Source organism: Actinoplanes palleronii (genome assembly GCF_016862315.1).
GTDB lineage: Bacteria > Actinomycetota > Actinomycetes > Mycobacteriales > Micromonosporaceae > Actinoplanes > Actinoplanes palleronii.
The window spans coordinates 168636-188087 of sequence record NZ_BOMS01000053.1 but is presented as its reverse complement, the minus strand read 5'-3'; the positions used below and the strand labels follow the sequence as shown (position 1 = coordinate 188087).

Sequence of the window (19452 nt, the reverse complement as noted above, 5' to 3'; positions counted from 1 at the left end):
TCTACGATGCCGCCGGACCGGCCGCGCGGCGACCGTTCGGGGGATCTAAAAGTTCCGGAACCGACCCGGGGTGCCGGAACCGGTTCCGGACTGGAAGACTCCGACACGTTCGCGTTTGGGAGACCGTGCTTTGCGGTCATGACGACCGGAGGCCCGCGTGCCCGCAGACTTCCCCTATCTGGACCCTTCTATCGAGGTCGAGCGGCGGGTGGACGACCTGCTCAGCCGCATGACACTGGCCGAGAAGGTCGGCCAGATGCTGCAGCTCGACGCCCGGCAGGACCTGGCCGAGATCATTCACGACAAACTGGCCGGATCGATCCTGCACACCTCGCCGGCCAAGCTGATCGAGGCGAGCGAGCTGCTGGCCCGCACCCGGCTGAAAATTCCGCTCCTCACCGCCGAGGACTGCATCCACGGCCACTCGTTCTGGCCGGGTGCGACGATCTTCCCGAGCCAGCTCGCGATGGCCGCCACCTGGGACCCGGAGCTGCTCGAACGAGTGGCGAGGGCCACTGCGGTCGAGGTCTCCGCGACCGGCATCCACCAGACCTTCTCGCCGGTGCTGTGCATCGCCCGGGATCTGCGCTGGGGCCGGGTCGACGAGACTTTCGGCGAGGACCCGCTGCTGATCAGCGACCTCGGCGCCGCGATGATCCGTGGATACCAGGGCCGGGGACTGACCGACCCGACCGGCATCCTGGCCACCGCCAAGCACTTCGCCGGCTATTCCGAGACCCAGGGCGGCCGGGACGCCAGCGAGGCCGACATCAGCCGGCGCAAGCTGCGCTCCTGGTTCCTGCCGCCGTTCGAGCGGGCTGCCAAGGAGGGTTGCCAGGTCATCATGCTCGGCTACCAGTCGATGGACGGCGTGCCGATCACGGCGAACAAGTGGCTGCTCAACGACGTGCTGAAGCAGGAGTGGGGCTTCACCGGCACGCTGATCACCGACTGGGACAACGTCGGCCGGATGGTCTGGGAGCAGAAGGTCTGCGCCGACTACGCGGAGGCCTCGGCCCTCGCCGTCAAGGCCGGCAACGACCTGGTGATGACCACCCCGGCGTTCTTCGAGGGCGCACAGGAGGCCGTCCAGCGCGGCATCCTGGCCGAGTCCGACATCGACGCGGCGGCCCGCCGGATCCTGCGCCTGAAGTTCGAGCTCGGCCTGTTCGAGAACCCACGCACCCCGGACGCCGACCGCCAGCGCGAGGTGATCGGCTGCGCCGAGCACGTGGACCTCAACCTGGAGATCGCCCGCCGCTCGCTGGTGCTGCTGCGCAACGACGGCACGCTGCCGATCGACCCGGCCGCCGGCGCCCGCCGGATCGCCGTGCTCGGACCGAACGCCGACGACGTCTCCGCACAGCTCGGCGACTGGGCCGGCAACTCCGGCCAGGTCGGCTGGATGCCGGACGGCCACCCGCGCGAGCTGACCTCCACGGTGCTGGACGGCCTCCGCGCCGGGGTGCCGGACGGCTGGACCGTCACGTACGAACGCGGCGCCGACGTCGAGCGCCTGGTGCCGGACCCGGAGGGTGAGACGTTCCCGGACGGCCAGCCCCGGCCGCCGATCTCCGAGTCGGCACCGGTCGACCCGGCCCGGATCGCCGCGGCGGCGCTGCTGGCCGCCGAGTCCGACTACGCCGTCGTGGTGGTCGGCGACACCGTCAACCTGACCGGCGAGGGCTGCTCGACCGCCACCCTGGAGCTGCTCGGCGGGCAGATCGCGCTGCTCGACGCGGTGGCCGCGACCGGCACCCCGATGATCGTCGTGCTGGTCAACTCGAAGCCGCTGGCGCTCCCGCCGTCGGCGCTCGGCGCGGCTGCGATCGTGCAGACCTTCAACCCGGGTATGCGCGGCGGCCAGGCCCTCACCGAGCTGCTGCTCGGCGCGATCGAGCCGAGCGGCCGCCTGCCGATCTCGGCCGCCCGGCACGTCGGCCAGCAGCCGGTCTACTACAACCAGCTGCGCGGCCAGCACGGCACCCGGTACGCCGACCTGACCCAGGACCCGCTGTTCGCGTTCGGCGAGGGGCTCAGCTACACCACCGTGGTCTACGACGGCCTGACCATCGGCGAGCCGGACGTCCCGGCCGACGGGGTGGTGCGGGCGACCGTGCGGCTGTCGAACACCGGGACGCGGCCGGCGCTGGAGACCGTCCAGGCGTACGTCAGCGACCTGGTCACCAGCGTGACCTGGGCGAGCCGGGAGCTGAAGGGCTACCGGCAGGTGACCGTGCCGGCCGGCGAGAGCGTGACCGTGGAGATCGAGATTCCGGCCGCCGAGTGCACCCTGGTCGACGCGGACTGCCGCCGGGTGGTCGAGCCCGGCGACTTCGAGCTGCTGGTCGGCCCGAACTCGCGGCTTTCCGCCCTGCAGTCCGCCAAGTTCCGGATCAGCTGACCCGCTGTCCGAGCCGGCCACCGGCCCGGACAGCCACCCGGACAGCCGGCAGGCCGCCACCGGGCCGCCCGCGACGCCACGCCGGGTCCGGGCCGCAGCGCGAGTCCCGGTCACCGGCTGGCTCCCGGGGGTGCCTCACGACCATCGAGACACCCCTGGGGGCCAGCCGGTGACAGTGGGCCGCGCTGCGGCCCGGTGCCGGGACGGTGTCGCGCGAGGCCACCACGGGACGCGGCTCGTCGCCTGCGGACGAGCGCTCGGTATCTCGTACCGAAAAGGGGTTGGCCGTTGGCACGAAGGCGGGACGAGGATCTTGTCGAGGGCTGCCAGAGTGTGCTGGTGCGCAAGGTTTCCCTCGGCCGGCTCGGCCGGTCCCGCTGGTTTCGCCGCCTGGTCGTCGCGGGTGGTCTCGGCACGGTGCTGACGGTCGCGACCGTGGCGGCCGCCAACCTCTGGGTCGATCGGGCCGCGGCTGGTCACGTCTACTCGATCGCCGACGTGCCGGACGCGCCGGTGGCTCTGGTGCTGGGCGCGCAGGTGGACCCGCCCGGTGAGCCGTCGGCGTTCCTGGCCGCGCGGCTGGACATCGCCCGGCAGCTCTACGAGGCCGGCAAGGTCAAGGCGATCCTGGTCTCCGGTGATCACGCCGAGTGGAGGTACGACGAGCCCGGCGCGATGCTGGTCTGGCTGGTCGCGCGCGGGGTGCCCGCCGACCGGATCGTGATGGACCACGCCGGGTTCGACACCTACGACTCGTGCTCGCGGGCCAGCAAGATCTTCGGGGTGCGGCAGGCGATCGTGGTCAGCCAGTCGTTCCACGTGCCGCGGGCGGTGGCGCTGTGCCGGGCGATGGGCATCGACGCCACCGGGGTCGGTGACGACACCGCGCGGGTCTTCAAGCCGATGTGGGCGCGGGGCGAGGTCCGGGAGTGGGCGGCCGCGGTGAAGGCCGGCTGGGACGCCGCCACCGGCCGGGACCCGATCTTCCTGGGCCCGCACGAGACCGGCGTGGAGGCCGCGATCGCGAAGGGCTAATCGGGCGGGCCCAGGAGACGGCGCAGCGCGGTCGGGGTCTGCGCGGCAGCGCCCTGCCAGGCGACGTACCCGTCCGGGCGGATCAGGGTGGCTCGGCGGGACGGCGTCAGGGGCCGGGCCAGGTGCAGGCGATCGTCGTACCCTGTCTGATTTTGATCGTCGGTGAGCAGGACGTGCCGTCCGTCGCGCAGCGCCTCGTAGAGACGCGTTCCATCGCGCAGCTTCTGATCCGCAGCACGCGGCGCGTCCGGGTAGTCGATGCCGACGCCGGAGAGGATGCCGGCGGCCCGGTGCATCACCGGCGGCAGGGACATCAGCGCGGAGCCGATCGTGTCGCGGGTCCGGCGGCCCGCCGCGGAACGGATCATCGCGAGCCGGATCAGCGTGCCACTGCTGCGCAGGACCAGCTTGCCGACCGGGTGGCGTTCGGCCTGGTACGTGTCGAGCAGCCCGGCCGACGCCCAGCCGTGGACGGTCGCGGCGAGCTTCCAGGACAGGTTCGCGGCGTCCTGCAGGCCGGTGTTCATGCCCTGCCCACCGGCCGGTGAGTGCACGTGCGCCGCGTCGCCGGCCAGGAACACCCGGCCGGACCGGTAGGCCGGCACCTGTCGCTCGTCGCTGTGGAAACGGGACATCCAGCGGCTCTCGGTGACCCCGAAGTCGGTGCCGAGCGCCCGCCGGGTGACCGCGCGGATCTCGTCGAGGGTCACCGGCTCGGCGTCGCCGACCTGCTTGCGGCGGTCCCACGCGAAGATCCGATACCACCCGTCGCCGAACGGGGCGACGAACGCGAACGCGTCGCCGACCGCGTTGACCGCGAGCACATCCTCCGGCGGGGTGGCCAGCCGGACGTCGGCCAGCATGATCGAGGTGAGCACCGACTGGCCGGGGAAGGGCAGGCCGACCGCCTGGCGGACCGCGCTGTGCACACCGTCCGCGCCGACCACCCAGTCGGCGGTGACGGTCTCCGCGCCCAGGTGCAGGGTGACCGTGTCGGCGCTCTGATCGAGCCCGGTCAGCGTGGCGCCCCTGACGATCTGCGCCCCGGCCTTCTCCGCGCGCTGCTCGAGGAGCCGCTCGACGTGGTACTGCGGGGTGATCAGCAGGTACGGGAACCGCGACGGCAGGCCGGACAGATCGACCCGGATCCGGTTGAACAGCCGCAGCCGCTGCACCTTGGCCCCGGTCTCGATCAGCTCCCCGGCGAGCCCGCGTGCGTCGAGCACCTCGAGGGTGCGGGCGTGCACGCCGAACGCCCGGGTCAGATCGGACGCGCCGGAACGCTGCTCGAAAACGGTCACCTGAACCCCGGCCTGGGCCAGGTCACCGGCCAGGAGCAGACCGGTCGGCCCGGCTCCGACGATCGCCACGGTGGTGTGCATGACTGCTCCTCGACTCGTTTGCCAACACTTGTTGACAACGATAGGCATCCCGGCAAGATCGAGTCAACACTTGTTGGCCAACGCTCGTTGACATAGGTTGGGACCATGACAGCGCAACGCCGCTCGGACGGCACCCGGGCCGCGATCCTGACCGCCGCACGCGAGCGGTTCGCCGCCGACGGGTTCGAGCGGGCCACCATCCGGGCCATCGCCGCCGACGCGAACATCGACCCGTCCCTGGTGATGCGCTATTACGGCAACAAGGAGAAGCTGTTCGCCGCGGCCGCCGAGTTCGACCTGCGCCTGCCGGACATGGCCCTGGTCCCCGCCGACCGGCACGGTGCCGTGCTGGTGGAGCACTTCCTCGACCGCTGGGCCGGCGACGAGACCCTGCTCGCGCTGATCCGGGCCGCGGTCAGCCACGAGGCCGCCGCCGAGCGGATGCGCACGATCTTCGCGGCCCAGGTCGGCCCGGTCGCCGCCCGGCTGGCGCCCGACCCGGCCACCGCCGCCACCCGGGCCGGCCTGATCGCCACCCAGATCCTGGGCTTCGCGCTGTGCCGGTTCGTGCTGCGGCTGCCGCCGATCGTCGCGCTCGACCGGGACGCGGCGGTCGCCTGGCTCGCGCCGACCGTCCAGCGGTACCTGTACGACACCCCGGGACATTGACGGACGTGGACATCTGAACCAGAGTGGACCACAGTGTCAGGCATGACGAGTCGGCGTAGCCTCCTCTCCGCCGCGGCCGCGGCATCACTTGCCGCGCCGGCGCGGGCCGCGCAGGCGGCCGGCCCGCGCCGGCGCCCGCCGGACCCCACGCTGAAGGCGATCCTGCGCGAGATCGACCCCCACCGGATCGAAGCCGTGGTGCGGAGGCTCGCCGCTTTCGGCACCCGGCACACCCTGTCGTCACAGACCGATCCGGTACGCGGGATCGGCGCCGCCCGCGACTGGATCCACCAGCAGCTCACCGCGTACGCGGCGACGTCCGGCGGCCGGATGACCGTCGAGTTGCAGTCCTTCACCCAGCCGGTCTCCCCGCGCGTGCCCACGCCGACCGTGATCACCAACGTGATCGCCGCCCTGCGCGGCAGCGTCACCCCGGAGCAGATCTACGTGGTGACCGGCCACTACGACTCCCGGGCCACCGACGTGCTCGACTTCACCAGCGACGCGCCGGGCGCCGACGACGACGCCTCCGGAGTCGCTGTCGTGCTGGAACTGGCCCGGGTGCTGGCCGGTCGTGAGCCGGAGGCCACCCTGGTCTTCGCCGCCGTGGCCGGTGAGGAGCAGGGGCTCTACGGCTCCGACCACATGGCGCAGGTCTACAAGGACGCGGGCGCCGACATCCAGGCGATGTTCAGCAACGACATCGTCGGCACCGGTGACGCCCACGACGGCAGCCGCCCCGACCACCGCACGGTGCGGCTCTTCGTCGAAGGGGTGCCGACCGCGGAGACGGCGGCCGAGGCGACCACGCGCAGGAGCATCGGCGGGGAGAACGACGGCCCCTCACGGCAACTGGGCCGGTTCGTCAAGGAGGTCGAGCCCGCCGGAACCGACGTCCGGGTGGTCTGGCGCCGCGACCGCTACCTGCGCGGCAGCGACCACGTGTCGTTCCTGCTGCGCGGCTACCCGGCGGCCCGGTTCACCGAGCCCCGGGAGAACTTCGCCCACGAGCACCAGGACGTCCGGGTGGTCGACGGCGTGCAGTACGGCGACCTCGTCGAGTTCTGCGACTTCGACTACATCGCCCGGGTCGCCAAGGTCAACGCGGCCACGCTGTGGTCACTGGCGACCGCGCCCGGCACCCCGAAGGGCGTGGTCGTCGACACCACCCAGCTGACCAACCAGACCACGCTGCGCTGGACCGTCGGCACCGAGCCCGACCTGGCCGGGTATGAGGTGGTCTGGCGGGAGACGACCGCGCCGGACTGGACCGACGTGCTGCCGGTCGGCAAGGTCGGTGCGGTCACGGTGGACGTGTCCAAGGACAACGTCCAATTCGGCGTACGGGCGGTGGACACCGGCGGGCACCGCAGCCCGGCAGCCGCCCCACGGCCCGCCGCGTGATGCGTTAGCATTCCGGCGAGATCGCCCAGAACGGACGATCCTCGAGTGCTCGAAGGAATGAAGCCAGTGATTGCAACGGTGTCCACCCCCACGCTTCGGTCTTCCTTCTTGTAGAGCACTCGAAAGGTTTCACCTCACCATGGATCTGCGCATCCAGAACGCTGTCGTCGCCAACCTCCGCACCCGCCCGGACGCCGTGCAAGCCGGTCCGTTCGTGCTCGGCCTGGACCACGGCACCGACAGCCCGCACATCAACTACGCGACACCGCTGCCCGGCGCTGCGATCACCCCGGACGACGTCGCAGGCCTGATCACGGCGTTCGGCGGACGCCCGCCCCGCCTGGAGTACGTCACCAGCTGCGCCCCCGACCTGGAGACGCTGCTGCTCGACGCGGGTTTTGCGGTCGAGGCCCGGAACGAGTACCTGGTCTGCACGCCGTCCTCGCTGGCCACACCGCCCGTGCCGGACGGCTTCCGGGTCTTCGCACCGGTCACCGACGACGACCTGACCGGCATGATCGCCGCACAGAACCAGGCGTTCGGCGGTCCCGCCTCGGCCACCGCGGACGACGTGGCGCGCTATCGCCGCAACCAGGACCACGGCGCGGTCCAGATCACCGCCCAGGCGGCCGACGGCCGGTACGCCGGTGGCGGCACCTCGACAGCCCCGAGTGACGGGGTCAGCGAGGTCGCCGGCATCGCGGTCGGCGAACCGTTCCGCCGCGCCGGCCTCGGTGGCGCGATCACCGCGGCGATCACCAGCCGGCTCTTCGCGGCGGGGGTCGATCTGGCCTGGCTGGAGGCTTCCGGCGAGGACTCCTGGCGGGTGTACGAGCGGGTCGGCTACCGGGCCGCCGGGAAGCGCCTCTACATCGCCAAGTACTGAGCGGGACGGGCCGCCGGTTCCATTCACCCGGCGGCCCCTTCTCACCCAGCGCCCCTCTTCACCCGGCGGCCCCTTCTCCACCGGCGGGCCCTTCTCCACCGGCGGGCCTTTCACCCGGCGGGCCTTTCACCCGGCGGGCCTTTCACCCGGCTGGGATGAGCCGTGGTGGACTCCGGGGCGGCACGCTGGCTCGCATGAACGGATGGCTGATGTGGGGACTCATCCTCCCCACCCTCCTGGTGGTCGCGGGTTCCGTCGTCCTGATCCGCCGGCGCAACGACCGCCGGTGAACGCGGGCTACCGTTGGCGGCGGACACGCCGTCGGACACCCGGCGGACACGCCGTCGACGGGCGAAGGGGCAGCCATGCGGCAGGTCTACGCGCACCACGCGATCCTCCGGCGCGCCCACGGCGCCGACCCGGGCGCGGTGGTCACGTCAGCGCTCGGCGGGGCGACACCGCACCGGACCACCGTGTCGCCGGAGGGTGATCGGCTGCGGGTGCTGTTCGCCGCCTCGCCGGATCTGGTCGACGGGATCCGCGGGGTGATCGACACTGCGCTGGCGGCGGGGCCGTGGGAGCTGGTGGAGGCCGGGTGCGCGCGGCTCGATCCGGATGAGCGGCCGCAGGCCAGACTGCTGCTCCGGGAAACTGTCACACCCGCTGGTTAGCGTGCGGGCATGTTCTTCAAGCGACGCCAACCGTCGTCTCCTTCGCCCGCGGCCGCCGGGCCGGGGCTGGCCAGTGATCCGGCCGGTGGGGCGTGGCGTTTCGCGCAGGGGCTGATCTGGGTCAGTCAGGCGCGGGTCGGGGCCGGCTGGTGGAGCAGTGCGCACGCGCAGTTCGCCGAGTCCGGGCTGTGGCCGGTGTTCCTCAGCGGGCTCCGGCCCGAGTCGCCGCTGCGCCCGTGGGAGACCGGCGAGCTCCGGCCGCAGATGATCACCACCGACCCGGGTGATCACGACCCGGCCGTCCTGCTGCGCGACTGGTTCGACGGCCACATCCCGGACGATCCGGAGGAGCTCGACGAGGTCGGTGCGAATGTCGCGCCGTTCTTCGACGGCTGGCCCGGCTTCGCCCCGCCCGGCACCGGCGGCACCGACCCGGAGCGGCACGCGGCCGAGGTCGCCGAGCTGCTCGTCGACTTCGACCGGGTCACCGACGCCCGGCTCGGCCTGGCCCGGTGCCCGCGCGGCGCCGACCTGCCGGCCCTGATCGGCTGGACCGGCCCGGTCAACCACGAGAACGACACCGCCCGCTTCTCCGCGGTCCTTCGCAGCTGGGAGGACCGGTTCGGCGCCCGGCTGATCGCGCTCGGCTTCGACACCATGATCCTGAGCGTGGCCGCGCCGCCGCGCGACCGGGACCATGCCCGGCTGGTGGCCGCCGAGCACCTGGCCTTCTGCCCGGACACCATCACCCAGGGCACCGAGTCGCTGGAGGACTACGCGGCCGAGCTGGTCGGCGCCGAGCAGTGGGAGTTCTGGTGGGACTGATTTTTCTTCAGCCTGGACTGGTCAGTTTCAACTGAAGGTTTTACCGTGGGGTGATGAGTGAGACTCCCACGGTCGAGGCCGGCATTCCCGTTTCGGCAGCTCAGGCCGCCGGCGAGATCCGGGTGGTGTTCAGCCGGCTGCGGCGGCGGCTGCGTGAGGTCGCCGGGCTCGGTGAGCTCACCCCCTCGCAGACGTCCGTGCTGAGCCGGATCGACCGGGGTGGTCCCGCCTCGATGAGCGATCTGGCCGCCGCCGAGCGGGTCCGCCCGCAGTCGATGGCGGCCATCCTCGCCGCGATCGGCGAGCAGGGCCTGATCCAGCGCACTCCTGACCCGGCCGACGGCCGGCGGCAACTCGTCTCCCTCACCGACGTCGGCCGTGAGGCGATCGCGGGCTCCCGGCGGCAGCGCGACGAGTGGCTGACCCGCTCACTGACCGACCACTTCACCGAGGCCGAGCGGCAGACGGTCCTCGAGGCGATGACCCTGCTGGACCGGCTGGCCGACCGGTGAAGTCCGGTTCCGGCCAGACCACTCCCGACCGGACCGCTGCGGATCAGGTTGCCGGGCGCGGCTTCGACCGGCGGCTGATCGTCCCGATGGTGCTGGGGTCGATCCTGAACCCGGTCAACTCGTCGATGCTCGCGGTCGCGCTCGTCCCGATCGGCATCGCGCTCGGCGCGCCGCCGGCCGACACCGCCTGGCTGGTCTCCGCGCTCTACCTGGCCACCGCCACCGGTCAGCCCGTCGTCGGCCGGCTGGTCGACCGTTACGGCGCCCGCCGCCTGCACCTGGCCGGCTCCGCCCTGGTCGGGATCGCCGGGCTGATCGGCACGCTCGCACCGTCGCTCGGGGTGCTGATCGCCGCCCGGGTGCTGCTCGGCCTGGGCACCTGCGCCGGCTACCCGGCCGCCATGTACCTGATCCGCAGCGAGGCCCGCCGCACCGGCGTGGACAGCCCGGCCTCGGTGCTCACCCTGCTGTCGGTGTCCGCGCAGACCATCGTGGTGATCGGCCCGACCCTCGGCGGCCTGCTGATCGGGGCCGGCGGCTGGCGCACGGTCTTCGCGATCAACATCCCGGTCGCCCTGGTCACGTTCGTGCTGGGCTGGCTGCGGCTGCCCCGCGCCACTCCGCAGCAGAAGACCGGCGCCTCCTTCGACATCCCGGGCATCCTGCTCTTCGCCGGCACCCTCACCGCCCTGATGCTCTTCCTGATGGACCCGGCCGTCGCCGACCTCTGGCTGCTCGGGCTCGCCCTCGCCGCCGGCGCCGGGTTCGCCGTCCGCGAGCTCCGCTTCCCCGAGCCCTTCATCGACCTGCGGGTCTTCGGCGGCAACACCCCGCTGATCGCCACGTATGCCCGCGCGCTGCTGGCACAGACCATCGCGTACGCGGTGATCTACGGCTTCACCCAGTGGCTGGAGGCCGGCCGGGGCCTGGGCCCCTCGCACGCCGGCCTGATCCTGCTGCCGATGTCCCTGGTCGCCATCGGTGTCTCCACGATCACCGGCCGGCGCGCCGGCTTCCGGGCCAAGCTCCTGGTCGGCACGGTCGCCCAGCTCGCCGCCGCGGCCCTGATGCTGACCCTGCACGACAGCAGTCCGATTCTGATCCTGGTACTGATCTCGGTGATCTGCGGCCTCCCGCAGGGCCTGCACAGCCTCGCCAACCAGAACGCCGTCTACTTCCAGGCCGACCCGGCCCGGATCGGCGCGTCGGCCGGCCTGCTGCGCACGTTCAGCTACCTCGGCGCGATGGTCGCCTCCGCCGCCTACGGCGCGTTCTTCCGCCACGGCGCCGACACCGCGGGCCTGCACGACGTCGCCTGGTTCCTGATCGCGGTCGCCGCCCTGCTGCTGGTCCTGATCCTCGCCGACCGCTCGCTGACCCGGCTCAGCGCGGAAAGCCGCAAGGCCCGCTGACCCCAACCCCTTTTCGGTACGACCTCGACCCCGGACAACCGCAGCAAGCAGGTCCCGGGTCTCCACTCCACGCCGCACCCACTCCCGATCGCTGCACGCCTCACGGGTGTAGCTCTTGGTCACCCTCGCCAGGCCCGCCCCACCCCGGACCGCAGCGCGGCTCCCGATTCCCCGGCTGGTGCTCAGGGGTGCCCCAACCCGTCCGAGACACCCCTGAGCACCAGCCGACCCCGTGACACGCGCTGCGGCCGTGCGGAACGCGGACATCGCGCGCGTCCGGGCCGGCTGGACATGAGGAAGGGCCCGCGGCACGTCGCCGCGGGCCCTTCTCCAGGGATGGTCAGGCGCCGCGCAGGACGGCGCCGAAACGGGACGCCGTGACGGCCACCGCGGCGTCGCGGGCGGTGATCGTCTCCTCCGAGGTCAGCGTGCGGTCCGGAGCGCGGAACGTCAGCTTGTAGGCCAGCGACCGCTTCCCCTCGCCGAGCTGCTCCGACTCGTACACGTCGAAGAGCGCGACCGACTCCAGCAACTCCCCCGCGCCCTCGGCCAGCGCGGTCTGCACCTCGCCGGCCGGGACCGCGCGGTCGAGCACCAGCGCCACGTCGATCAGCGCGGGCGGGAACGTGGAGATGTACGGAGCGTCCACCACCGGGGCATCCGGCAGGACGTCCAGGTCGATCTCCATGGCGCTGGTGCGCTTGGGCAGGTCGAGGGCGGAGAGCACGGCCGGGTGCAGCTCGCCGGCGTACCCGATCACGGTGTCGCCGACCAGGATCGCGGCGCACCGGCCCGGGTGCCACGGCGCCTGCTCGGCCGCGCGCACCGTCACCCGGACGGCCGGGACACCGGCCGCGCTGAGTGCGGTCCGGGCCGCCTCGATGGCGTCCGCCCAGCCGGCCGCGCGACCCGCGCCCCACCAACCGGCCGGTTCGATGTCACCGGCCAGCACCGCGGCGAGGTGCCACGGCTGCTCCGGCACGATCGCGTTGGCCTGCGCCCACTCCTCGTCGGTCGGCCGCCGGTCGACACCCAGCGCCGGCGGGGTGCCCGCGGACAGGTGCGGCAGGAACACCGTGCCGGTCTCGTAGAGGGCGACGTCGCGGCGGCCCCGGCCCAGGTTGCGCTTGAGCGTGCCGAGCAGCGGCCCGAGCAGGGTGGTCCGCAGCAGCGGCTCCTCCTCGGAGAGCGGGTTGGTCAGCCGTACCGCGCTGCGCCGCGGGTCGTCGACGGGCAGCCCGAGCTGGTCCGCGGTGCCCGGGGCGACGAACGGGTAGGACAGCACCTCGACGTACCCGTTCTCGGCCATCGCCCGGCCGATCGAACGGCGGCGGCGCTGACCCGGGGTGAGCCCGTTGCTGGCAACGGCCCGGGGCAGCAGGCTCGGGATCTCGTTGTAACCGCCGAGCCGGGCCACCTCCTCGATCAGGTCGACCGGTGCCTGCAGGTCGGGACGCCAGCTCGGCGGCACGACCTCGAGCACCTCGACGCCGGTCACCGCGCAGCCCACCGCGGTGAGCAACTCGGCGACCTTGGCCGACGTGTACGGCAGCCCGATCAGCTGCGCGGGCGCCTCGGCCGGCAGCGTGATGGCGGCCGGTGCGACGACGTGGTCGATGTCGAGGACCCGCTCGTCGGCGGTGCCGCCGGCGTGCTCGATCAGGATCGCGACGGCCCGTTCCAGCGCGGCCAGGGTCAGCTGCGGGTCGACACCGCGCTCCCAGCGCTTGGCGGCCTCGCTGAACAGCTTGTGGCGGCGCGCGGTCCGGCCGACCATCACCGGGTCCCAGTGCGCGGCCTCGAGGAGCACGTCGACGGTGCCCTGCTGCCACTCGCTGGTCTCGCCGCCCATCACGGCGGCGAGCGAGATCGGCCCGGTCTCGTCGCAGATCACCATGTCCTCGGCGTCCAGCACACGGGCGACGCCGTCCAGGGTGGTCAGCTTCTCGCCCGGGTGGGCGCGGCGCACCAGCAGGCCGCCGCTGAGCCGCTGCAGGTCGAAGACGTGCATCGGCTGACCGAACTCGAGCATCAGGTAGTTGGTGATGTCGACCGGCAGCGAGATGGCCCGGATGCCGGACGCGATCAGGCGGCGCTGCATCCAGGCCGGCGACGGGGCCGCCGGGTCGATGCCGCGCACCACGCGCGCCGAGAACCGGTCACACCCGACGGTGTCCTCGATCGTGACGGCGTACGGCGCGTCCGGGGTCGCCGGGGCGGCCTGGGCAGCGGCCGGGTCGGTGAACGGCACACCGAAGTGGGTGGCCAGCTCCCGGGCGATGCCGCGGACGCTCATCTCGTAACCGCGGTCGGGGGTGATCTCCACCTCGACCAGGATCTCGTCCAGCCCGACCACCGGGCGCGCGTCGACACCCGGCGTGGCCGAGCCGGCCGGCAGCACGATGATGCCGTCGTGGTCGCCGGAGAGCCCGAGCTCGGCCGACGAGCAGATCATCCCGTGCGAGTTCCGCCCGTACGTCTTGCGGGCTCCGATCGTGAAACCACCGGGAAGCTCGCCGCCGGGCAGGATCGTGACCACGAGATCGCCTTCGGCGAAGTTGCGGGCACCGCAAACGATCTCCTGCGGCGCGTCGCGCCCCACGTCGACCGTGCAGAACCGGATCGGCTTCTTGAAGCCGGTCAGTTCCTCGATCGTCAGGACCCGGCCGACGACCAGGTCACCGCGGATGGTGGCGGCCTGGTCGACGATCGACTCGACCTCCATGCCGAGGTTGGTCAGCGCCTCGTCGAGGCGGGTCGCGGAGAGGTCCGCGGGCAGCTCGACGTATTCGCGGAGCCACGACAGTGACGTCTTCATGTCCTCAGGCCTCCATTCCGAAGTTCGTGGTGAAGCGCACGTCGCCCTCGACCATGTCGCGCATGTCGCTCACCCCGTTGCGGAACATCAGGGTGCGGTCCACGCCCATGCCGAACGCGAAGCCGGAGTACTTCTCCGGGTCGATACCGCAGGCCACCAGCACGCGCGGGTTGACCATGCCGCAGCCACCCCACTCGACCCAGCGCGGGCCGTCGCGGTGCTCGGCGAACCAGACGTCGAACTCGCCGGACGGCTCGGTGAACGGGAAGTAGTGCGGCCGCCAGCGGGTCTTCGCGTCCGCGCCGAACATCGCCTTGGCGAAGTGGTCGAGCGTGCCGCGCAGGTGGGCCATCGTGATGCCCTCGTCGATGACCAGACCCTCGATCTGGTGGAAGACCGGGCTGTGCGTGGCGTCCAGCTCGTCGGTCCGGTAGACCCGGCCCGGGCTGACCACGTAGATCGGCGGCTGCCGGTCGAGCATGGTGCGCACCTGGCCGGGCGACGTGTGCGTCCGCATCACCAGGCCGGGCACGTCGACGAAGAACGTGTCGGAGGCGCCGCGCACCGGGTTGTCCGGGCCGATGTTGAGCGCGTCGAAGTTGGCCCACTCCAGCTCGAGCTGGGGACCGTCGATGATGTCGTAGCCCATCCCGATGAAGATGTCGCTCATGTGCTCCATCAGCGTGGTCATCGGGTGCCGGGCGCCGCGCGGGCGGCGGGCGACCGGGAGGGTGACGTCGACCCGCTCCTCGAGCAGCACCCGGGCGGCCTGGTCGGCTTCGAGCTCGGCGAGGCGGGCGTCGTACGCCGCCTGGACGGCCTGACGGGCGATGTTGACCCGCTTGCCGGCGTCGGACTTCGCGGCCGGGGGCAGCGAGCCGATCTCCCGGCGGGCCAGCGAGATCTGCGAGCGGTCGCCGAGGTGCGCGGACTTCAGCGCGGCGAGCGCGTCGAGGTCGGCGGCCTGCGCGAACGCCTTCTCGGCGTCGGCGACGGCGGCTTCCAGCGCCTCGGGCGCGAGCAGGACGGCCTGTTTCGGATCGTACGGATCGTTGCGGTAGGACATGGTCGGGCGAACTCCCTCACACCGGATGAACCATCGGGCAGTGTACGGAGGCACGGCTGAGCCGCAGCCCACCGGTCACGGGAGTCGCGCAGGAAAGTGTCAGACCCGGCGCCCGCGACCAGCGGGCCGGATAAACAGTGACCTCAGTCCTGACATGGGGCCCAGCATACCGGCACGCTGCTGGGCCCCGCCGAGAGATATCGGCTCAGTGGCAGCCGGCGGTGCCGCTGTCGGTGTAGGTCTTGCCGGCGACCGGCACGAACTGCCAGTCGTACGATCCGGCGTGCAGGGTGAACTTGAGAACGCCGAACGTGTTGTTGTTGCGGGCCGCGCTGTTCGGCTGGATGGTGCCGAAGTTGTAGTGGTCGGCGCCGCCCATCCCGGCCACCCAGGCACGCAGACCGCGGGCGGTGTCCAGCGCGCCGCTCGGGTTCATCGGGTCGAAGCGCTCGTAGACGTGGTTGTGGCCCCAGAGCACCACGTCCGCGTTGTAGTCGTAGAGCGCCTGGTAGAGCGGCCGGGTCCCGGTGGACGGGGCGTGGTTCGAACTGGACGTGAACAGCGGGTGGTGCCAGTACGCCAGCGTGCACGACTTCGTACTGGCCGCCAGGTCGGCGCGCAGCCACTTCTCCTGCGCCGAGCCCGCCGACATGCCGACGTTCGAGTTCAGCGACACGATGTGCCAGCCGCCCAGGTCGTACGAGTAGTAGCCCACCCCGGACGTGCCCGCCTGGCTGCCGAAGTAGTTGTAGTACCCGCTCGCGCCCGAGGTCACGTAGTCGTGGTTGCCCGGCGCGGGCCGGGTCCGCGACTTGAACCGTCCCCAGGTCGGCGCGTAGTAGCTGCTGAACTCGGCGGCGGTGCCACTGTTGTAGACGTTGTCGCCGAGCGTGTAGACGGTGCCGGCGATCCCGTCGAGCAGGGCCGCCGTGGCGGTGTCGCCGGTCGCCGAGTTGGCGATGTCACCGGCGCCGACGAACACCGGGTCGGCGGAGGCGGTCAGGGTCGCGGTGGCCGGGCCGCTGGTGGCGACGACCACGGCAGCGGTGGCGGCCATCAGCAGGGCGGCCGAGGCGACCAGCAGGGGTGGCCGGGTTCTGTGGATACCCATCGGGGTGTGATCCCTCTTCTCAGGTGGCGGGGCAGACCACAAAAATCCAAGAACACCAATGGGTACGACGGGTGAACAGTCGCGCCCCCGGAAGGCGAAACCTTCCCCCGCCACGCGTTGTTCACCCCGCACCGCCCCGCACGACATTCTTTGTTGTCGATGCCACGGCCACCATGCTCTCGTGTACCTCTCCACCATCGACCGTCCCGCACCGGCCGGGCCGCGCCGCCGGTTCGCGCTGATCGGCGGCAACGTCGTCGCGCTCGGCACGGTCAGCCTGATCACCGACGTCTCGTCCGAGATGGTCACCGCGATCCTGCCGATGTACCTGGTCCTCGGCCTGCAGGCCGGCCCGCTCGGGTACGGCGTGATCGACGGCGTCTACACCGGTGCCACCGCGGTGCTGCGCGTCGTCGGCGGCTACCTCGCCGACCGGCTGCACGGCCGCAAACTCGTCGCCGGGGCCGGTTACGCGCTCTCCGCCGTCGCCAAGCTCGGGCTGCTGCTGGCCGGCCGCTCGATCCCCGCGCTCGGCCTGGTCGTGGCGGCCGACCGGCTCGGCAAGGGGCTGCGCACCGCGCCCCGGGACGCGTTGATCAGCATGTCGGCCGCGCCGGACGCGCTGGGCCGGGCGTTCGGGCTGCACCGCACGATGGACGCGATCGGCGCGTTCCTCGGCCCGCTGGTCGCCATCGGGGTGCTGGCCGCGGCGGGTGGGTCGTACGACGCGGTCTTCGTGGCCAGCTTCTGCGTCGCCACGCTCGCGGTTGTGGTGCTGGTGCTGTTCGTCCGGGAAAAAGGGCGGGCCGCCGCCGCGCCCGCGACGCGTCCCCGGCTCGCCGAGGCCGCACTGCTGCTGCGCGACACCCGGGTCCGGCGGCTGATCCTGGCCGCCGGGCTGCTCGGGCTGGCCACCGTCGGCGACGGTTTCGTCTACCTGCTGCTGCAACGGCGCGAGGACCTCGGCGTGGTCTGGTTCCCGCTGCTCGCGGTCGGCACCAGCCTGGTCTACCTGCTGCTGGCCACGCCGCTGGGTCTGCTGGCCGACCGGATCGGGCGGCTGCCGGTGGTGCTCGGCGGGGGCGGGGCGCTGGCCGGCACGTACCTGCTGCTGGCCGCGCCGCTCGGCGGCACTCCCCTGCTGGTGCTCACCCTCGGGCTGTACGGGCTCTTCTACGCGGCCACCGACGGGGTGCTGATGGCGCTGGCCGGCCCGGTCGTGCCGGAGCGGCTGCGGGCCACCGGGATGGCGCTGATCCAGACCGCGCAGGCGCTGGCCTACCTGGTCTCCTCGGTCCTGTTCGGCCTGGCCTGGCAGCTCTGGGGCCCGGCCGCGGCGAGCCTGGCGGCGGCCGGCGCGGTCGGCGTCGCGATGGCCGGCACCGCGCTGCTGCTGGCCACCCGGCGGACAGCGGTGACTCGATGAGCCCATTCTTCGCAGCCGGCGACCGGCCGGCGGGCGGCCCGATGAGCTCGCGTTCCCGGGTCCTGGCGCTCGCGCTCGCCACGGTGCTGCTGGCCGGCGTCGCCGTCGGCTACGTGCTGCTCACCCGGAGACCCGCACCGGCCGCGAACCCTCCCGCTCCCGGCCCGGTCACCCTGCCGCCGGGGGCGCGCCTGCTCACCGTCACCGACCGGCACCTGGCCACGGTGACCGGCGGCACCCGGACCGTCTCCGCCGTCGAGTGCGTCCGCGTGTACGCCGCGGCCGGCACCGGCATCTGCCTGCGCGCCGAGAACCCCTGGGCGTACCAGGTCGTGGTGCTCGACGCCGGGCTGCGCCAGACCGCCGCGTTCGGTGTCCCCGGCCTGCCGAACCGGGCCCGGGTGTCACCCAGCGGCCGGATGGTCGGCTGGACCACGTTCGTCGGCGGCGACTCCTACACCGCGGCCGGCTTCTCCACCCGCACCGGCATCTACGACACCCGCACCGGTACGAAGGTCACCACCCTGGAGGGTTTCGCCATCACCCGGGCGGGCCGGCCGTACCGGGCCGCCGACGTCAACTTCTGGGGTGTCACGTTCGCCGACGACAACGTCTTCTACGCCACCATGTCCACCGGCGGGCAGCGCTACCTGGTCCGCGGCGACTTCGCGAACCGGGCCGTGGTGACCCTGGCCACGAACGTCGAGTGCCCGTCGCTGTCCCCGGACGGGACCCGGGTCGCGTTCAAGCAGGCGATCGGCGGCGACCCGCTGCGCGGCTGGCGCCTCTCGGTGCTGGACCTGGCCACCCTGCGGGTCACCGCGACCGCGGAACCGGCCAGCGTGGACGACCAGGCCGCCTGGCTGGACGACACGACGCTGGCCTACACGCTGCGGCACAGCGACGGCAGCCCGGACGTGTGGACCGTGCCCGCCGACGGCTCGGGCCCGTCCCGCGTGCTGATCCCGGGAGCGGAATCGCCGTCCGCGCTGAGATGAACCGCCCGCGCTGAACCGTCAGCGCTGGGCGCGGGCCGACGAGTACAGGCAGACCGCGGCAGCGGCCGCGAGGTTGAGGCTCTCGGCACCGCCGTAGATCGGCACCCGGACCCGGCGGTCGGCGGCCGCGATCAGCTCACCCGGCAGCCCGTGCGCCTCGGAACCGAACAGCCACGCGGTCGGCGCGGCCAGCAGCCCGCCGTCCAGCAGCGAGTCCACGTCGTCCTCGCCGGTGCCGCTGGTCGCGAGCACCTGCAGGCCGGAGTTCTGCAGCAGGTCGAGCACATCGAGCGAGGCGCGGACCACGTCGAGGTGGAACAGCGAGCCGGCGGACGCCCGTACACATTTGCCGTTGTAGGGATCGACGGCGTCGCCCGCGAAGATGACCGCGTCGGCGCCGGCCGCGTCGGCCGTGCGCAGCACGGTCCCGGCGTTACCCGGGTCCCGGATCTCGGCGAGTACCGCGATCAGTTTCGGCTGTTTCGCCAGCACCTCGCCGATCGGCACATCCACCTGCTCGCAGAGCGCGACCAGCCCCTGCGGGTGGACGGTGTCGGCGAGCGCGGCCAAGGCCTCGTCGGTGACCGGGGAGACCTCCGGCGCCTGCGCGGCCAGGTCGGCGTGCCGCTCCAGCCCGGCCGGGGTGCCGAACAGCTCCAGCACGACGCCTGCGGCGAGGGCCTCCCGGACGGCCTGCGGCCCTTCGGCGAGGAACCGCCGGGCCTGGTCGCGGTCCTTACGGCGCTGCAGGCGCCGGGCCGTGACGATTCTCGGGGTACGCGGTGTGAACATCGGCTCCGACTCCGGGAATGGGAAACGCCCCCCGATTCCTC

At 72.5% G+C, this 19452-nt stretch carries 16 protein-coding genes; 11 read left to right on the top strand and 5 right to left on the bottom strand.

The window, feature by feature from the left end; all coding sequences use genetic code 11:
* Positions 1 to 157: 157 nt before the first annotated feature.
* Positions 158 to 2404, top strand: coding sequence for an exo-beta-d-1,3/1,6-glucosidase (locus tag Apa02nite_RS20575; protein WP_203826394.1), 2247 nt, complete (start codon positions 158 to 160; stop codon positions 2402 to 2404).
* Positions 2405 to 2737: 333 nt separating this feature from the next.
* Positions 2738 to 3439 carry a SanA/YdcF family protein gene (locus Apa02nite_RS20570; RefSeq protein ID WP_373873013.1) on the top strand — a complete coding sequence of 234 codons (702 nt, stop codon included), beginning with the start codon at positions 2738 to 2740 and terminating at the stop codon, positions 3437 to 3439.
* On the opposite strand, the gene Apa02nite_RS20565 is transcribed toward Apa02nite_RS20570, so the two are convergent.
* The gene (locus Apa02nite_RS20565; protein WP_203826393.1) at positions 3436 to 4821 is read right to left on the bottom strand and encodes an FAD-dependent monooxygenase; all 1386 of its coding nucleotides are present in this window, start codon (positions 4819 to 4821) and stop codon (positions 3436 to 3438) included. The genes Apa02nite_RS20570 and Apa02nite_RS20565 overlap by 4 nt on opposite strands.
* 105 nt (positions 4822 to 4926) lie before the next feature.
* Between Apa02nite_RS20565 and Apa02nite_RS20560 the strand changes: the two genes are divergently transcribed.
* The 7 genes from Apa02nite_RS20560 to Apa02nite_RS20530 all read left to right on the top strand — a co-directional run bounded on the left by Apa02nite_RS20560 (position 4927) and on the right by Apa02nite_RS20530 (position 11200).
* Positions 4927 to 5490, top strand: a complete 564-nt coding sequence (locus tag Apa02nite_RS20560; protein ID WP_203826392.1) for a TetR/AcrR family transcriptional regulator — start codon at positions 4927 to 4929, stop codon at positions 5488 to 5490.
* A gap of 42 nt (positions 5491 to 5532) precedes the next feature.
* Positions 5533 to 6894, top strand: a complete 1362-nt coding sequence (locus Apa02nite_RS20555; protein ID WP_203826391.1) for a M20/M25/M40 family metallo-hydrolase — start codon at positions 5533 to 5535, stop codon at positions 6892 to 6894.
* Between the two features lie 139 nt (positions 6895 to 7033).
* Positions 7034 to 7780, top strand: coding sequence for a GNAT family N-acetyltransferase (locus Apa02nite_RS20550; RefSeq protein WP_203826390.1), 747 nt, complete (start codon positions 7034 to 7036; stop codon positions 7778 to 7780).
* 365 nt (positions 7781 to 8145) lie between these two features.
* The gene (locus Apa02nite_RS20545) at positions 8146 to 8451 is read left to right on the top strand and encodes a hypothetical protein (protein WP_203826389.1); all 306 of its coding nucleotides are present in this window, start codon (positions 8146 to 8148) and stop codon (positions 8449 to 8451) included.
* Between the two features lie 9 nt (positions 8452 to 8460).
* A complete protein-coding gene (locus Apa02nite_RS20540) occupies positions 8461 to 9276 on the top strand; it encodes a DUF4253 domain-containing protein (RefSeq protein WP_203826388.1) in 816 nt (271 codons plus the stop codon).
* 53 nt (positions 9277 to 9329) lie between these two features.
* Positions 9330 to 9788 carry a MarR family winged helix-turn-helix transcriptional regulator gene (locus Apa02nite_RS20535; protein ID WP_203826387.1) on the top strand — a complete coding sequence of 153 codons (459 nt, stop codon included), beginning with the start codon at positions 9330 to 9332 and terminating at the stop codon, positions 9786 to 9788.
* Positions 9785 to 11200, top strand: coding sequence for an MFS transporter (locus Apa02nite_RS20530; RefSeq protein ID WP_239164432.1), 1416 nt, complete (start codon positions 9785 to 9787; stop codon positions 11198 to 11200). Before Apa02nite_RS20535 ends, Apa02nite_RS20530 begins: the two co-directional genes overlap by 4 nt.
* 340 nt (positions 11201 to 11540) lie before the next feature.
* On the opposite strand, the gene pheT is transcribed toward Apa02nite_RS20530, so the two are convergent.
* The 3 genes from pheT to Apa02nite_RS20515 all read right to left on the bottom strand — a co-directional run bounded on the left by pheT (position 11541) and on the right by Apa02nite_RS20515 (position 16195).
* Positions 11541 to 14018 (bottom strand): phenylalanine--tRNA ligase subunit beta, encoded by a 2478-nt coding sequence (gene pheT / locus Apa02nite_RS20525; protein ID WP_203826386.1) that lies wholly within the window; start codon positions 14016 to 14018, stop codon positions 11541 to 11543.
* Between the two features lie 4 nt (positions 14019 to 14022).
* The gene (gene pheS / locus Apa02nite_RS20520) at positions 14023 to 15084 is read right to left on the bottom strand and encodes a phenylalanine--tRNA ligase subunit alpha (protein WP_067696649.1); all 1062 of its coding nucleotides are present in this window, start codon (positions 15082 to 15084) and stop codon (positions 14023 to 14025) included.
* Positions 15085 to 15289: 205 nt separating this feature from the next.
* On the bottom strand, positions 15290 to 16195 hold the full coding sequence (locus Apa02nite_RS20515; protein WP_239164431.1) for a metallophosphoesterase family protein: 906 nt from the start codon (positions 16193 to 16195) through the stop codon (positions 15290 to 15292).
* A 181-nt stretch (positions 16196 to 16376) separates the two neighbouring features.
* Between Apa02nite_RS20515 and Apa02nite_RS20510 the strand changes: the two genes are divergently transcribed.
* On the top strand, positions 16377 to 17621 hold the full coding sequence (locus Apa02nite_RS20510; protein ID WP_203826385.1) for an MFS transporter: 1245 nt from the start codon (positions 16377 to 16379) through the stop codon (positions 17619 to 17621).
* Positions 17618 to 18619 (top strand): TolB family protein, encoded by a 1002-nt coding sequence (locus Apa02nite_RS20505; protein WP_239164430.1) that lies wholly within the window; start codon positions 17618 to 17620, stop codon positions 18617 to 18619. The genes Apa02nite_RS20510 and Apa02nite_RS20505 overlap by 4 nt, the downstream gene beginning before the upstream one ends.
* Before the next feature lie 18 nt (positions 18620 to 18637).
* On the opposite strand, the gene Apa02nite_RS20500 is transcribed toward Apa02nite_RS20505, so the two are convergent.
* Positions 18638 to 19411 (bottom strand): TrmH family RNA methyltransferase, encoded by a 774-nt coding sequence (locus Apa02nite_RS20500; RefSeq protein WP_203826384.1) that lies wholly within the window; start codon positions 19409 to 19411, stop codon positions 18638 to 18640.
* Between the last annotated feature and the right edge of the window lie 41 nt (positions 19412 to 19452).

What these genes read in the sequence shown, in the direction of transcription:
- Apa02nite_RS20555 (WP_203826391.1), top strand. Translation starts at nt 5,533, where the DNA reads ATGACGAGTCGGCGTAGCCTCCTCTCCGCCGCGGCCGCGGCATCACTT.
- pheS (WP_067696649.1), bottom strand. Translation starts at nt 15,084, where the DNA reads ATGTCCTACCGCAACGATCCGTACGATCCGAAACAGGCCGTCCTGCTC.
- Apa02nite_RS20515 (WP_239164431.1), bottom strand. Translation starts at nt 16,195, where the DNA reads ATGGGTATCCACAGAACCCGGCCACCCCTGCTGGTCGCCTCGGCCGCC.
- Apa02nite_RS20565 (WP_203826393.1), bottom strand. Translation starts at nt 4,821, where the DNA reads ATGCACACCACCGTGGCGATCGTCGGAGCCGGGCCGACCGGTCTGCTC.
- Apa02nite_RS20505 (WP_239164430.1), top strand. Translation starts at nt 17,618, where the DNA reads ATGAGCCCATTCTTCGCAGCCGGCGACCGGCCGGCGGGCGGCCCGATG.
- Apa02nite_RS20500 (WP_203826384.1), bottom strand. Translation starts at nt 19,411, where the DNA reads ATGTTCACACCGCGTACCCCGAGAATCGTCACGGCCCGGCGCCTGCAG.
- Apa02nite_RS20550 (WP_203826390.1), top strand. Translation starts at nt 7,034, where the DNA reads ATGGATCTGCGCATCCAGAACGCTGTCGTCGCCAACCTCCGCACCCGC.
- Apa02nite_RS20535 (WP_203826387.1), top strand. Translation starts at nt 9,330, where the DNA reads ATGAGTGAGACTCCCACGGTCGAGGCCGGCATTCCCGTTTCGGCAGCT.
- Apa02nite_RS20540 (WP_203826388.1), top strand. Translation starts at nt 8,461, where the DNA reads ATGTTCTTCAAGCGACGCCAACCGTCGTCTCCTTCGCCCGCGGCCGCC.
- Apa02nite_RS20560 (WP_203826392.1), top strand. Translation starts at nt 4,927, where the DNA reads ATGACAGCGCAACGCCGCTCGGACGGCACCCGGGCCGCGATCCTGACC.
- Apa02nite_RS20545 (WP_203826389.1), top strand. Translation starts at nt 8,146, where the DNA reads ATGCGGCAGGTCTACGCGCACCACGCGATCCTCCGGCGCGCCCACGGC.
- pheT (WP_203826386.1), bottom strand. Translation starts at nt 14,018, where the DNA reads ATGAAGACGTCACTGTCGTGGCTCCGCGAATACGTCGAGCTGCCCGCG.